The sequence below is a fragment of the Streptomyces sp. NPDC079020 genome (assembly GCF_044542225.1).
Taxonomy (GTDB): Bacteria; Actinomycetota; Actinomycetes; order Streptomycetales; family Streptomycetaceae; genus Streptomyces.
This window is the reverse complement of the sequence record NZ_JBITUB010000007.1, coordinates 277860-292607: the sequence shown is the minus strand read 5'-3', so window position 1 is coordinate 292607 and position 14748 is coordinate 277860. Positions and strand designations below refer to the sequence as shown.

Annotated in this window: 8 protein-coding genes; 6 read left to right on the top strand and 2 right to left on the bottom strand. The window is 72.1% G+C overall.

Features of this window, described 5'->3' with window-relative positions; translation table 11 throughout:
- The first annotated feature begins 132 nt into the window (after window positions 1-132).
- Window positions 133-2304 (top strand): tetratricopeptide repeat protein, encoded by a 2172-nt coding sequence (locus ACIGJO_RS17370; protein WP_399958741.1) that lies wholly within the window; start codon window positions 133-135, stop codon window positions 2302-2304.
- A 46-nt stretch (window positions 2305-2350) separates the two neighbouring features.
- Here ACIGJO_RS17370 and ACIGJO_RS17365 read toward each other — a convergent pair whose 3' ends face one another.
- Both ACIGJO_RS17365 and ACIGJO_RS17360 read right to left on the bottom strand, forming a co-directional pair.
- Entirely contained in the window at window positions 2351-4180 is a 1830-nt protein-coding gene (locus tag ACIGJO_RS17365) for a hypothetical protein (RefSeq protein ID WP_399958739.1), read from the bottom strand.
- Between the two features lie 122 nt (window positions 4181-4302).
- Window positions 4303-4785 (bottom strand): hypothetical protein, encoded by a 483-nt coding sequence (locus ACIGJO_RS17360; protein ID WP_399958737.1) that lies wholly within the window; start codon window positions 4783-4785, stop codon window positions 4303-4305.
- A 311-nt stretch (window positions 4786-5096) separates the two neighbouring features.
- Here ACIGJO_RS17360 and ACIGJO_RS17355 point away from each other — a divergent pair, with 311 nt between their 5' ends.
- The 5 genes from ACIGJO_RS17355 to fxsT all read left to right on the top strand — a co-directional run bounded on the left by ACIGJO_RS17355 (window position 5097) and on the right by fxsT (window position 14726).
- Window positions 5097-6389, top strand: a complete 1293-nt coding sequence (locus ACIGJO_RS17355; protein ID WP_399958735.1) for a cytochrome P450 — start codon at window positions 5097-5099, stop codon at window positions 6387-6389.
- Complete coding sequence (locus ACIGJO_RS17350; RefSeq protein ID WP_399958733.1) at window positions 6386-7639, top strand: cytochrome P450; 1254 nt, start codon at window positions 6386-6388, stop codon at window positions 7637-7639. The genes ACIGJO_RS17355 and ACIGJO_RS17350 overlap by 4 nt, the downstream gene beginning before the upstream one ends.
- Window positions 7640-7852: 213 nt before the next feature.
- The gene (locus ACIGJO_RS17345) at window positions 7853-9343 is read left to right on the top strand and encodes a hypothetical protein (RefSeq protein ID WP_399958731.1); all 1491 of its coding nucleotides are present in this window, start codon (window positions 7853-7855) and stop codon (window positions 9341-9343) included.
- Window positions 9340-10392: an AAA family ATPase gene (locus ACIGJO_RS17340; protein WP_399958729.1), complete on the top strand. Its 1053-nt coding sequence runs from the start codon at window positions 9340-9342 to the stop codon at window positions 10390-10392. The genes ACIGJO_RS17345 and ACIGJO_RS17340 overlap by 4 nt, the downstream gene beginning before the upstream one ends.
- Window positions 10392-14726 carry an FxSxx-COOH system tetratricopeptide repeat protein gene (gene fxsT / locus ACIGJO_RS17335; protein WP_399958727.1) on the top strand — a complete coding sequence of 1445 codons (4335 nt, stop codon included), beginning with the start codon at window positions 10392-10394 and terminating at the stop codon, window positions 14724-14726. The genes ACIGJO_RS17340 and fxsT overlap by 1 nt, the downstream gene beginning before the upstream one ends.
- The last annotated feature ends 22 nt before the right edge of the window (window positions 14727-14748 follow it).

The window sequence follows — 14748 nt, the reverse complement described above, 5'->3', positions numbered from 1 at the left end:
CGCCCGAGTCCGGGGCACCGGCCAACTTTCCCCAAGGTCCGACGCTTGGCGCTAACGTTGATCCGCACGGTGGCAGCGGCGGTGCGGGGGAGGTCGCATCGCGCGGAACACCGGGAACGGGGAGTGCGCGACATGCTGGATCCCATTTCGCTGACCGCCATCACGGCGGTACTCGGCGCGGTCGGTCTGGGCACGGCCAACGAGGCCGGGAAATGGGTGTGGGAATCGGCCGGCGGCTTCGTCCGCAGAATCGTGGGCCGGGAGGTCCCGGCCCCGGTCGGCGTGGGCGAGATCGACGAGGTGGCGCGTCTGGTGTACGAACAGGTGCGCAGGGACCCCCGTAGCGCCGCTTCCTGGAGCGCCTTCGCGAGCCGGGTGAACACCGGCGCGCCGGATGCCGCGGCCGGGCTCGGACAGCCTCGGCTGCCCGCCTCGATACGGTTCTTCACGGACCGTAAGGAAGCGCTGAAGAGCCTCGACCGTGAGGCGTCGCGCCCTGCCGACGGCCGGCCCAGGCTCGCTCTGGTGCACGGCCCGGACGGCATGGGCACGAGCACCCTGGCCGTGCACTGGGGATCGAAGCAGGCCCGCCTCTTCCCGGACGGCCAGCTCCACGCGGAACTCGGCGGCGACACCTCGGCTCCCCGCGACCCGGGCGCCGTCCTGCGCACCATGCTCCGCCAACTCGGCGTACGGGAGGAGGAGATTCCGCCCGGCGGTCGGCAGCTCGGCGAGTTCTACCGCCGCTGTGTGGCGGACCGCCGGCTGCTCGTCGTGCTCGACCACGCCCACTCCGGCGCTCAGGTCCGGCCCCTTCTCACCTCCGCCCCCGGAGTGTTCACGATCGTGGTGGCCCGCCACCCGTTTCCCGGCCTCGACGCCGTACGTGTCCCCGTCGGACCGCTCACCGACAAGGACGCCGTGCGGCTGCTCACCGATATCGCGGGCAAGCCCGCTGTCGCGGCGGCCCGAGCCGCGCTGCCTTCGGTCCTCGAACGCTGCGGAGGCTCGCCCTACGCCCTGCGGGCCGCGGTGCCCCGGCTCTCCGTTCCCGCGTACCCCACCTCACGGGAGGTTCCCGACGTGCACGGAAGTGACCCCGTACGGGCGGCGGCGGAGGACGCCTACCGCCTGCTGGACCCGCCTGCCGCCCGGCTCTACCGCCTGATGGCACTGTCCGCCTGGCCCGCGTTCGACGCCGAGGCGGCCGCGTGGACCACGGGCACGGCGGCCGGGGAAGCGGGGAGAGCGCTGGAGGCGCTTGCCGACAGCATGCTGCTGGAGTGCGACGCGGACGCGCACGACACCGGGCGTTACCACTACCGGCCCGCGGCCCGCGAGCACGCCGAGGCCGCCGCGGCGCGCGAGGACGGCATCGCCGCGTGCTCGGCCGCCCTCGCGCGCACCCTGCGCGGATACGCGGTGCTGGCCGCGTCCGCCGCTCATCAGGCGCTGCCGGAAAGCTGGCGTGTCCCCGCGCCCGCCATCGAACCCGGCCCCGCGTCCGACTCCGCCGTTCGGCGGACCCCCGTGTACGAGGACCGGGGCGCGGCGCTCGAAGCGCTCCTGGCGGAGTCCGGGAACCTGGTCCAGGCCGTGCGGTGCGCCGAGGAGTCCGGTGATCCGCGCACCGCCGTGAGCGTGTGCCGCTCCCTGTGGCCGCTCCAGCTCAAGGCGGGTCACCACGAGACGCTGCTGCCCGCCCTGCGTGCTGGGGCGCGCCTCGCCGACGCCCGTTTCCCGGGTTCGGCAGACGCCGGGGCGCTGCACGCCCAGCTCGCGCACAGCCTGACCGAACTGCGCCTGTGGGACGAGGCCGAGACCGAGTCGCTGGCGGCCGCGCGCGCCGAGGAGACGGCAGGCCATGTCAGGGGCCACGCGTCGGCGGTGGAGTTCCTGGGGCTGCTGCGGCTGCGCCAGTGGCGGTACGAGGAGGCGTACGCGTGCTTCGAGCAGGCGGGAAGCATCCTGATGACCCTGGGCGCCGCGGACGAGGGCGTCGCCGATCTGCCGCGCGCCGGCGCCCTGTTGGAGCGGCACCGGGGCCGTGCCCTGCGCGGCCTCGGGCGGCGCGAGGAGGCGCGGGCGAAGCTGGCGAGCGCGCTGCGGTACTTCCGGGCGGGCGGCGACACGTACAACACAGCGCGGACACTTACGGATCTGGCCTGGACCTGGCTGGACGTGGAGGACACCGATGCCGCGCTGCCGCTGATCGATGAGGCGATCACGACGCTCGGCGGGCATCGTGCCGAATACCACCTTTCCCATCTCCGGGACATGCGCGAGCGCTGCGTGAACCCGTGACGCCCATCCCGCGGGGACATCTCCAGCCGGGATCACGCCGCGGCACTCACTCCGGCGGAGCCGGGGCGACGCGTACCGGATGCGCAAGGGCACCCGTGCGCACCGTCATGCCGACGCTCACCGCATGGGCGAGGCGCTCGGCGACGGACGGGGCGCCCGGGCTTCCCGTCGTCAGCCAGGCGTGGAGCGCGGAGGCGTACGCCGCCGGGTCCGCACCGGAGCCCGCACCGGCACCGGAGTGCGTACCGGTCTGCGCGGCGGCAGTCAGCAGCAGAAGCTCTCCGCCGCGCACCCGGACCGCGCAGGTGGACGGTCCGGTCACATAGGCCGCCAGCGCGCAGTCGGGGTGGCGTCGGAGCACCTCAGCGGTCCAGTGGGACGGTGAGCCGAACCGCGGGTCGTCGGGAGCGCCGTCCCGGAGGATGACGTCCGCCAGTTCCAGCAGGCCGGTCTCACGGGTGTCTTCGTGCACGGCGATGTGCAGGTCACCGCCCGCCTGTTCCGCGGGCGGCCGGGACCCTGCCCAGCGGCTCACCGCGACCTCGCCGGGCCCGAGCACCCGGGTCAGCACCCGCAGGGGGACGGTGAGGGCGGCGGATTCATGGGCCGGGAGGGGCAGCGGCGTCAGCGAAGCGGGCCAGTCCGGTTCCGCCGCGCCCATCAGCGAGTAGAACAGCGTCCGGAGCCGGACAGCCGCCTCGCCCGGAACGGAGGTGGTGAACTCGGCGGGCCCCGGCAGCGGCCGGTGATGCTCGATGAGCGCGTCCAACTGCGGCCGCAGCGGGGCCTCGGGACGGAGCGACGGCGCCTCCCGCAGAAATGCGGAGATCGGCGCGTCGGGGTCGAGGCAGTCCAGCGGCGCGGCTCCCAGCAGTACGGGAGTGCCCAGCGCCGCCGCGTAGTACGTGACGGAGCCGTGGTCCCCGACGACGGCGTCGGCCGCCAGCAGCGCCTGCCGCCAGCCCTCCAGCGGGTCGATCAGCGCCAGCCCGCCGCGCCGGGCCCGGTCGAGCCAGGCACGGATCTGACCGGGACCGTGGCCGTGCCAGATATTGGGGTGCAGGACGGCGGCGAAGCGGTACTCGTCCAGGGGGAACTCGTCCGCGAACCGGGGGAGCAGGGAGGGCAGGAGGTCGCCCCCGGCACCGTCCGGGCCGGCCGTACCCCCGTCGCCGAAGAGCGACTCGGGATTCCAGGTGGAGTTCAGGACGACCAGCCGCTGCCCCGGCCGCACACCGAGCGCCCGGCGGAACCGCTCACGGTAGGGGCGGGCGGCCAGTATCCGGTCGAAGCACGGATCACCGGCGAGGACGGCGGTCGGCGCCGCCTCGGGGCAGGCCAGGCGCAGCCGCTCGTACTGCTCGGGATGGGACAGGACGAGGGCGTCGGCGACGGGCGCGCCGTTCGACAGCAGCCACTGGGGCGCAAGCCCGAACACGGGCGCGGCTCCCGCTCCCGCCTTCGCGTCCGGCCCCGGTCCCTGTCCGGTGTCCGGTGCCGCCAGTCTTTTGGTGTATCCGACACCGTGCGAGAGGACGGTCAACTTTCCGGCGAGCGCCTGGAGTTGCCCGCCGAAGCTGGCGGATACGGCCAGGTCGACCGGCGTCCCGACGGCCTGTTCCCACGGCAGGACCGGTACCCCGGTATCGGCCAGCAGTTCGGCCGTGCCCGCCGCGAAGGCGGAGGAGCCGGTGCAGGTGGCCAGGAGCTGGACGCGCAGATCGTCGTCGAACAGGGGCAGCACATCGAGCAGCCGGGTCGCGGAGGTCACGTTGTGGACGACGACCAGTACCCGCAGACACTTCCCGCGCGTCGCCCATCGGGCCGCGTCGTCCCCGACCGGCACCCGCACCCGTCCGGTCCCGGCCTGCCCCATCCGCGCCCCTCCTTCGCCCGGTCCACCCACGGCCGCGGCCCGGCCCGTCCGTGCGTTCCGGTGTGGAGCACGTGACCGGCCACGATAGCCAACCCGGCGGCCGCGCGGGCGCGTACGACGTGTCAGGCGGCCATCGCCACGGTCGACCTGGCGAGCGCGGAGGACTTCGCCGCCGGCCGCTCGGCGAAGACCATGATCCGCAGCAGCGCGAACCGTCCGACCCCCGCGAGCGCCGACGCCGACAGGTAGACGGTCTGCTCGACCGGCGCGGAGGGCGTGGAGTCGAGGGCGTACAGGGCGAACAGCGCCCCGGTGGTGAACGCGTAGCTCACGGCGGCCGTCAGGCCGGACTGGAGGTGGACGCCCCAGCCCCCGCGTCCGCTGCGGAAGGAGACGCGGCGGTGCAGCTCGGTCGCCATCACCGTGGAGACGACCGTGACCAGGGCGTTCGCCACCATCAGCGGCAGGTGTCCGTTGAGCAGGACGAGCACCCCGCTGGAGGCGACCCCGACCCCGCCGCCGCACACCACGAAGCGCACGAAGGCCGCCACGAGCGGGTGGGCCCGGAGCGGCCGGCGGTGCGGAAGGTGCGAGGGGGCGGTCACGGGGTTCCTCCGGAGGGGATGGTGTGCGGTGCGTTCGATTCCACCTCAGAATCTATGGACCCGGCGTCCACCGTGCGACCCAGATAGACCCTGACCTCACTGAGGGTTGTCCCCCAGAGGGGCCTGGTGGCCGGCTCCCCCTATGTGTCGATCTTGTGGTCAATGATGCATAGATGTCGCCCGTAGCTGATCGGAAGCATTCAGGAAAGGCTCCGATGGGAACCCCGAAGCTTCACCTAACCTCCTTATAGTGGTGCCGCGTTGATCGTATGGTCGCAACGCGCGAAGCCGTCGCCACTGGAGTCCGTACGATGACGAACCCCTCACCCACCGCGCCCGCTTCCCCGGCCGGCGGCTGTCCCGCGGGCGGTGCCCCGGGCGCCGTGCCGCTCGGCGGAGCCGATTCCGGCGCCGAGCCCCAGGCCCTCTACCGCTCCATGCGGCGCGAACACGGACCGGTCGTCCCCGTCGAACTGCCCGGAGGGATACCCGCCTGGCTGGTCATCGGCTACCGCGAACTCCATCAGGTCACGAGTGACGGGGAACTGTTCCCCCGGGACGTCTCGCTGTGGAACCAGTGGGGCCGGGTCCCCGAGGACTGGCCGCTGCTGCCGATGGTCGGGCAGCCCATGCCGTCCATCTACTTCACCGCGGGGGCCGAGCACCGGCGGCACGCCGAGATGGTGGGGCCCGCGCTCGAAGGCGCGGACCCCTTCGAAATCCGCGCACACTGCGAACAGCTGGCCGACCGTCTCATCGACGGAATCTGCATCCGGGGCACGGCCGATCTCATCGCCGAGTTCGCCGTACCGCTGCCCGTCCTCGTGCTCGCCCGGCTGGTCGGCTTCCCGGACGCGGAGGGCGCGGACATCGCCCGGGTGCTGGGGGACCTGGCCGACGGCGGAGCGGGGGCCCAGGAGGCGCACGCGCGCTTCGCCGAGCACATGCGGCGGCTGGTCGCGGCCAAACGGTCGGCGCCCGGCGAGGACGTGACCTCCCGGATGCTCGCGCACCCCGAGCGGTTCACCGACGAGGAGTACGCGCTCGACCTCATGGCCATCACGGCGGCGGGTCACCTGACCACCGCCGACTGGATCGGCAACTCCATGCGTCTGATGCTCACGGAGGACCAGTTCGCCGCCTCCCTGTCCGGCGGGCGCCACAGTGTCGCCGAAGCCATGAACGAGGTCCTGTGGGAGGACGGCCCGACCCAGATCCTCGCCGGCCGCTGGGCGGCCCGGGACACCCATCTGGGCGGGCGGAACATCCGCCGGGGCGACATGCTGCTCCTGGGGCTGGGCGCGGCCAACGCCGACCCGCACATCCGCCAGCAGTTCCCGTCGCAGGGAGGCAGGCCGGGGCAGGGCGGCAACAGTGCCCATCTCGCGTTCAGCCACGGTGAGTACCGCTGCCCGTTCCCCGCCCAGGAGATCGCCGAGACCATCGCCCGGACCGGCATCGAGATCCTGCTGGACCGGCTGCCCGACCTCGAACTGGCCGTCGCCGCACAGGACCTGGTCCGCCGTCCCTCCGCCTTCCTGCGCGGGATGACCGCGCTGCCCGTCCGCTTCACTCCCGTACGTACGACAGGAGACCCGTCGTGAAATGCCCGCACGCCGCCGGCCACCGGTCCACTCCGGGCGGCGGAGCCGTCGTCATCGACCCGATGGTCCAGGACCTGGACGGCGAGACCGCCCGGCTCCGGGAGGCCGGCACGCTCGCCCGGATCGAACTGCTCGGGGTGCCCGCCTGGACCGTCACCCGGCACGCAGAGGCCCGCAGGCTTCTCGTCGACCCGAGGCTGGTGAAGGACATCGGCGTCTGGGAGCTCTGGCGCAGCGGGGCGGTGACCCGGGACTGGCCGCTGATCGGAATGATCGACGCGGGGCGTTCGATGTTCACGGTGGACGGCGACGAGCACCGCCGGCTGCGGACCAAGACCTCCCAGGCCCTCACCCCGCGCCGGCTCGAAGCGCTGCGCCCCGACATCGAGAGGTTCACCGAGGAACTGCTCGGCCATCTTCAGGAGCAGGGCGGGGACGGCGGCGTCGTCGACCTCAAGTCCGTGTTCGCCCAGCCGCTGCCCATGCGGGTCGTCGGCATGCTGATGGGGGTGGACGAGGACCGGCATCCGATGCTGATGAAGCGGTACAAGGCCTTCTTCTCCATGCTCACCCCGCAGGAGGAACGCCTCGCGCTGCTGGACGAGTTGGATGTCTTCTACTACGCCCTGGTCCGGGAGCGCACGGCGCGGCCGGGCGACGACCTCACCAGTGCGCTGATCCTGGCCGAGGAGGGCGGGGACCCGCTCACCGAGGAAGAGGTGGTGGGCAATCTGAAGGCGATGGTGGCCGCCGGCCACGAGACGACCATCGGGCTCATCCTCAATGCCGTACGGGCGTTGCTCGCGCACCCCGACCAGCTGCGGATGGTGCTGGACGGGCGGATCGGCTGGGACGCGGTGATCGAGGAGACGCTGCGCTGGGACACCCCCACCACGCATCTGCTGATGCGGTTCGCCACCGAGGACATCCAGGTCGGGGACCAGGTGATCGGGCGGGGCGAGGGAGTCGCCATCTCCTACCGCGCCATCGGGCGGGACACGGAGCAGCACGGCGGCGACGCCGACGCCTTCGACATCACCCGGCCCACTCCCATCCGGCACATGACCTTCGGCCACGGCCCGCACATCTGCCCCGGCGCGGCACTCTCCCGGGTGGAGGCGGCCATCGCGCTGCCCGCCCTGTTCGGCCGTTTCCCCGGGCTGAGGCTCGCCGTGCCGGACGAGGAGATCCGCAAGCTGCCCGTGATGACGCAGAACGACATGGAGTCCTTCCCCGTGCTGCTGGGGTGAGCGGCCGACGTCCGCGCCGCGGTCCACTCGTCCGGGTGAGAGGCCCGGACGGCGGTACGTGTCGCGGCGTGCTGTATCTGTGCGGAGCAACCGGCCCGAAGGGGTGGAATGGCCCCAACGGGCCTTCCTCCGAACCTGGTTGCGGAAGATCCCGCGTGATAGCTTCGCGATCGATCGTGGAAGGGTTACCGGCGCAACGAGGGATGGTCGGTGGTGGCACTCGGGCCGAAAGGACCGCGCGACATCGATCCGCGTCTGGTCGGCGCGCTGGTCGACGAGTTGTGCGCGCTGGACTGCGTGCGCGACCCGGAACAGTGCATTCACTTCGTGGCACTGGTGGCGTTCCAGCTCCGTGCCGACATCAACTACGCGCGCAAGACGCCGCGGGTCGACATGCTGTCGCTCGTCATGGACGTCCTCAAGCGTGACGGCGGGCTCGACGCCCTGATCTTCGGCGTCAGTGTCGCCTCCGGCCCCGAGGACTCCGCGCGGCTGGCCAGGCTGGTGGGCAGCTCCTATCCCGCCGAGACGACCGCGGATCTCGCCCCTGTCTTCAGTGACAGCGCCCTGCGGGAGATCGGACGGCTGCTCGGCGAGGTGCGGGACACCGACGACGGACGTCTGCACACGGTTCTCGGCCGGGAACTGGGGGTCGATGTGCCCTACGGGCTGTCCCCGATGCAGCGCTTCGACTATCTGCGCGAAGTCAACACGCAGGCCGACGGGCTGCCTCCGGCCCTGGTGCTGGTCGAGGTGATCGCCCATCAGTCCAAACCGGTGGGCGACAAGTTACGGGAGTGGTCGGACCGGTGGGCCCGGGAGGCGGGCGCGGACGCCGTGGAGGCGCTGGCGCTGCGGCGGCAGGGGATCGCCAGCCCGTCCAGGGCCGACCCGGAGGTGCCGCGCTGTCTCGTCGTGATGGTGGAGCCCGCCGGCGACGGATCGGCGGACGTCTTCGTACGGCACTGGGTCAATCCGGCGCCCGGCTACTGGGAGCCGGTGGCCGGCGACGTGGAGCGCGCGACCCTCGACACCCTCGCCGTGGCGGTGGACCGGGCGGTCGGCAGCGGTGAGGCGTACTGGGCGGATGTGCCGGAGCTGGAGAACGAGCCTCCCGTGCAGGTGGAGTTCGTCCTTCCGTACCCCTTGCTCAATCACGACATGGCCCGGCTGGAACTGGGTACGGAGTCCTACGACCCGTTGCCGATCGGCCTTCGGTACCACATCCATCTGCGGAGCCTCGAACGTATGAGGAACCGCGACCCCGCCCAGCTGAGGCGCTGGCGGGCCCGCTGGAAGCGGCTGAAAACAGCCGGAGCCGCCGAGCCCCACCGCTGGCGTTCCGGAGAGAGCGCGCAACTCGACCGCTGGCGTGCCACGCTGGCATCCGAGCCGCGGCTGACCGCCGTCATACTCGACGTGCCCGCGCTGCCGGGGCACGGCCTGGAGGCACTCGCCGCCGCCATCGCGGAGGGGGTGGGTCTCGCCGCATGGGACCGCCGGCCGGACAGCCCGGCCCAGTCGGGTGAGGTGCTGACGGTGCTGCTTGGACATAATCCAGCCCAACTGTCTTCAAAAGTACGACAGTTGCGTAAAGGGGCTGAAGAATTGGATGGCGGAAGCCTGCTTCTGGGAAGACATATTGCGTTCTTCTGGGACGACCCCCACAGGCTGGTCGACTGCGAGGAGGAGATGTCGGCATGACCGAGCAGGACACCACCGCACCACCGGCGCTGCCGCCCTCCTGGAGGGTTTTCCACGCCACCGGGAAGGAGCCCGCCGGAGATCCTCCCGGGCTTCCCGAGCCGCCGCCCTGGCGGGTGTTCGCCGGAAGCCCCGTACAGCCGGAGCCGCCCGACGACGCCCAGGCCACCCGACGCCGCCTCGGCGTCGTGCAGGAGGGCCCCCAGCTGCGTGAGGAGGAGATCGACGCGGTCAACGCGGCACTCCTGCTGCGCCGCCCGCTGCTCGTCACGGGGCCGCCCGGGGTGGGCAAGTCGACCCTCGCCTATCTGATCGCCCATGAGCTGGGGCTCGGCCGGGTGCTGCCGTGGAGCATCGTCAGCCGTACGACGCTGCGCGGTGGCCTCTACGAGTACGACGCCATCGGCAGGGCCCAGGCGATCGCCGCCTGGCGGGCGGGCGGTGACACCGGAGCCGCCGCGGACGGGGCGGGCGCACCCGACCTGGGGGACTTCGTCACCCTGGGCCCCCTGGGGACCGCGCTGCTCGCCCATGCCCGCCCGCGCGTGCTGCTGGTCGACGAGCTGGACAAGAGCGACATCGACCTGCCGAACGACCTGCTCCACGTGCTGGAGAACGGGAGTTACGACATCCCGGAGCTGGTGCGCAGCAGCGTGGGGGAGGTGTCGGTCTTCACCGACGACCCCAAGCGCCGGGCGGTCATCGAGGCGGGCCGGGTCGAATGCGCCGAGTTCCCCGTCGTCGTGATCACGAGCAACGGCGAACGCGAGTTCCCGGCCGCGTTCCGGCGCCGCTGTCTGCCCCTGGAGATGCGCCCGCCCGGCCGGGAACAGCTGATCTCCATCGTCGTCAGCCATCTGCGCCGCCGGCCCGAAGGCGTCTCGGCACTGGTGGACGAGTTCGAGCAGCGGCTGCACAGCGGCGGGACCCAGTCGGTCGACCAGCTGCTGAATGCCGTCCAACTCACCACGGCCGACGGATTCCAGGACGACGAGGACGGGCGTAAGCTGATTGAGATGCTGCTCCGCGACCTCTCGAAGGGCCGCTGATGAACGGCTTGCCCCGGGAGCGTGCTCCGGACGCGCCGTCCACAGCGGGCGGTGCCGCCACCGCGCGTGACTTACGCGGTGACACGAGCGGCGACCTGGGCTGGCAGGACCTCGCCGACGCGGCCTGGCTGGCAGCGGCCTGGCAGTCGGCCGGACGCGGCTCCCCGCGGGCGGCGGACGAACCGGCGCTCCTGCCCGACGAGCCGGAGGCGCTGCCCGACGCCGTTCCGCCTCCTTCGGGTGACACGGCGCCGGAGCTGCCGCCCGACGGGATCGCCCACGGCGAGGATTCGCGCGAACTCGTCCTGAGCGCGGTCGAGGAGACCCGGTCCGCCCGGCCGGACACGGCCGTCCCCACGGTGACGCCTCCCGTGCGGCGCGTGGCACCCCTGAGACTGGCCAGGTCGCTGCACGGGCTGGGGCGACGTGTCCCCTCGCGGCACGGGAACCGCCTGGACGAGGCGCGCACCGCGGAGTGCGGGCTGAGCGACGGGCTGTGGATTCCCTACCTCCGGCCCGTGCGGGAGCGCGCCTTCGACCTGATGCTCCTCGTCGACAGCGCGCCCACCATGCCCGTGTGGGACAGCACGGTCCGCCGGCTCACCGACGAGGCCGTCCGCAGCGGAGCCTTCCGCGACGTCCGGACGGTCGAGGTCGCGCTGCCCGGACAGGGGGCGCCGGTGCTGCGCTGGCCCGGGGACCGGCACGCGGACCCGGCGGAGCTGCTGGACGGACGCGGCTCGCGGCTCTTCCTCGTCGTCACCGACGGGCTGGCCCGGGGCTGGGCCGGCCGGGGCGCGGACGAACTGCTGGGCCGGCTCACCTCCGGCGGGCCCACCGCACTCGTTCATCTGCTGCCTCCCTACCTGCGGCACCGCTCCTCGCTGTACCCCTTCCGCGCCCAGCTGGACGCGGCCGGATTCGGGTCGCTCAACCGGCACTTCGGCTGCCGTCCGCCGCTCGGCGCGTGGGACCGGTCGCGCCGGATCCCCGACCCGGACGACGGTTCCGTACCGGTTCCCGTACTGAGCCTGCGTGCCGGGTCGTTCCGCTCGTGGGCCGATCTGATCACCGGTGAGCGCGGAGTGCGGCGCACCCTTCCGGTGGTGCTGGCCGGAGCCATGACCAAGGGGGTCGCGGCGCCGGGGCTGCGCAGACCCCGGATCGACGGGCCGCGCTCGGCGGTGGCCGCCGTACGGAAGTTCGCCTCGCTGGCCAGTCCGCTCGCCCGGCAGCTCGCGGTGCTGCTGGCGGTCGCCCCACTGCGGATCGACGTCATCGAGGAACTGCGCGACCGGGCCTTTCCCGAGTCGGGCCCCGACCATCTGGCCGAGATCATGATGGGCGGGCTCATCGACTGGGAGCCCGAGGGCGAGGGCGGACCCGACTTCGCCGAAGGGGTGCGTGAGGCGCTGCTGGCGACCGGCAACCGCACCCAGCTGGCCCGTGCGGTGGGGCTGCTGGCCGAGTCGCGCGCCGGGCAGGCACAGGGCATCAGGCTCAGGGCGGCACTGCGGGACCCGGTGCGGGCCGCGCTCCCGGACAGCGGAGCCGGACCTGCCTGGCTCCGCATCGAACTGGCCGTACTGCGTGCTCTGGGCGGCCTGCCGTACAGACATCGTGCGGCTCGCCTGGCCGACCGGCTGCTGCACGGCGCGGGATCTGCAGTGGAGGCGACCAGGGATGATAAAGAGGCATTTGATGTGAATGCTCCAGCTCTCCGGTCGCATCCGGCCGCTTCACCAGGAGGATCTGTGTCGCCCACGACACCCGTAACAGCTGACAAGGATGTCCGGAGGGACGAGCAGAGCATGGACGGCACAGCACCGGAGCTACGATTCGTCCGCACCGGCCAGCCGAAGATCATGGGCAATGTGCCGCCGAAGAACCCCAACTTCACCGGTCGGGAGAGCCTTCTGGCAGCGGTGGAGCGGCAGTTGCAGGAGGACGAGACGACCGCCGTCCTCCCGCACGCGCTGCACGGCATGGGCGGCGTCGGCAAGTCCCAGATCGCCGTCGAGTATGTGTACCGGCACAGCGCCGAGTTCAACGTCATCTGGTGGATTCCGGCGGAGCAGGAGAACCTGATCCTCGGCGCGCTCGCCGATCTGGCCCGCAGCCTCGGCCTGGAGGTCGGACCCCAGGCCAATGCCGCCGTCCCGGCCGTGCGCGAAGCACTGCGCACCGGCAAGCCGTTCGACAACTGGCTGCTGGTCTTCGACAACGCGGAGGACATCGAGGCCGTACGTTCGTACTTCCCCAACGGCGGCCCCGGAAAGATCATCGTCACCTCGCGCAACCGCGAGTGGGAGCGGGTGGCCACCCCGCTCAGCGTCGACGTGTTCGACCGCGACGAGAGCATCACCCTGCTGCAGCGCCGGGCGCGCGGCATGAGCGCCGACGACGCCGACCGGCTCGCCGCCGCACTCGGTGACCTGCCGCTGGCGGTCGAGCAGGCGGGCGCCTGGCACGCCGCCACCGGCATGCCGGTGAACGAATACCTCGACCTGCTGGAACAGCGCCGCCCCGAGATCCTTGAGCTCGACCCGTCCCCCGACTACCCGCTGCCCGTCGCGGCGGTCTGGGACATCTCGCTCGGCCGGCTCTCGCAGGACAACCCGGCGGCACGCCAACTGCTGGAGATCTGCGCCTGCATGGCGCCGGAGCCGATCCCGCTGAACATGCTCAGGGGCGGCCGGAACGTCGAGATCACCCCGGAACTCGACCCGGTGCTGCGTGACCCGCTGCTCCTCGCACGCGCCACCCGTGACCTCAGCAAACTGTCCCTGGTGCGGCTGGACCACAAGTCCGGCACCCTCCAGATGCACCGACTGATGCAGAACGTCATCGTGGCCAGGCTCGATGAGGAGGAACGGGCGAAGATGACCCGGGCCGCCCACCTGCTCCTGACCACCGCCAAGCCCGGCGCCCCCGCCTCCCCGGACCAATGGCCCGCCTACCAGGCGATCCTGCCGCATGTGATCGCCTCCGGAGCGGTCGAGAGCTCCGACGCCTGGGTCCGTGACCTGGTCTACGACATGGTGTTCTTCCTCTACTACTGGGGAGCCCACGAATCGGGAGCGGCACAGGCCAGGCTCGCCTGGAACGCCTGGCGCGCCCAGTCCGGCGACGAGGACCTGCATGTCATCCGGGTCACCAAGCTGCTGGGCTTCTACCTCCGGCTGCTCGGCAAGTCCGAGGAGGCGGCCGCCCACAACGAACGGGCGCTCGCCATCTCGCGCGGGGCACAGATCCCGGACGAGGAACTCATCGACTCCATGTGGCAGATGGCGGGCGCGCTCCGCCAGCGGGGCGAGTTCCAGGCCGCCTGCGACCTCGACGAGGAGGCGTTCACCCGGGCCAGCGACCTGTTCGGCCCGGAGGACCCGGCCACACTGAGCGCCGCGCACGACTACTGCGTCTCGCTGCGGGCGCGCGGGCGATTCGTCGAGGCCAGGGAGATCGACGAGGAGACGGCACGCCAGCGCGAGCTGCTGTACGGACCGGCCAGCGGCCTCACCCTCAACACGCTGAACGGTCTGGCCATCGACATCCGCGAGAACGGCGACTACCTCGGCGCGCGCGCCCTTCAGGAGTCCAACTACCAGGCCTACGTCACCCACTTCGGGGAGAGCAACGCGGCCACCATCCGATCCGCGCTGCTCCTCGCCGTGTGCCGGCGCAGGGCCGGTGTGGTCGAGGGCGGGGCAGCGTTCGCGGAGCAGAACCTCGAACGGTTCACCACCCGCTACGGCCTCAACAACCTGGACGCCCTGGCCGCCGCCATCCACACCATGGTCGAGCGGCGGCTCAACGGAGACCTCGCGGGCTCCCGGGAACTGGGGGAGCAGGCGCTCGCCGGGCTGCGCACCGTGGTCGGCGCCCGGCACCCGCACACCCAGTTCGCCAAGGTCAACCTGGCGGCGACCCTGCGGGCGCAGGGCGACATCGACAAGGCCGAGGCCCTGGACATCCAAGCCTGGCAGCTGCTGGAGAGCACCCTGGGCGAGCGGCACATCAACACGCTCACGGCGGCCATGAGCCGGGCCAACAACCACTACGCCCGGCTCGACTTCTCCCGGGCCAAGGAAGCCGACGCGGGCATCCTGGCCAGGCTCACCGAGAGCGTCGGCGCCGAACACCCGCTGACCCTCGTGTGCACCGCCAACCTGGCCCTGGACCAGCGCGGTCTGGGACAGTCGGCGGAGGCCGACCGCCTCAACGCGGTCGCGATCGAGGGATTCTCGCGGGCGCTGGGGGACGACCACCCCTGGCAGACCGCGGCCCGGCTGCACCAGCGCATCGAATGCGACATCGCCGCGCTGCCGCTGTGACCGGGCAGCGGGTGTGACCGAC

Coding starts and splice junctions, on each gene's coding strand:
- ACIGJO_RS17370 (WP_399958741.1), top strand. CDS start 133: ATGCTGGATCCCATTTCGCTGACCGCCATCACGGCGGTACTCGGCGCG.
- ACIGJO_RS17365 (WP_399958739.1), bottom strand. CDS start 4,180: ATGGGGCAGGCCGGGACCGGACGGGTGCGGGTGCCGGTCGGGGACGAC.
- ACIGJO_RS17355 (WP_399958735.1), top strand. CDS start 5,097: ATGACGAACCCCTCACCCACCGCGCCCGCTTCCCCGGCCGGCGGCTGT.
- ACIGJO_RS17340 (WP_399958729.1), top strand. CDS start 9,340: ATGACCGAGCAGGACACCACCGCACCACCGGCGCTGCCGCCCTCCTGG.
- fxsT (WP_399958727.1), top strand. CDS start 10,392: ATGAACGGCTTGCCCCGGGAGCGTGCTCCGGACGCGCCGTCCACAGCG.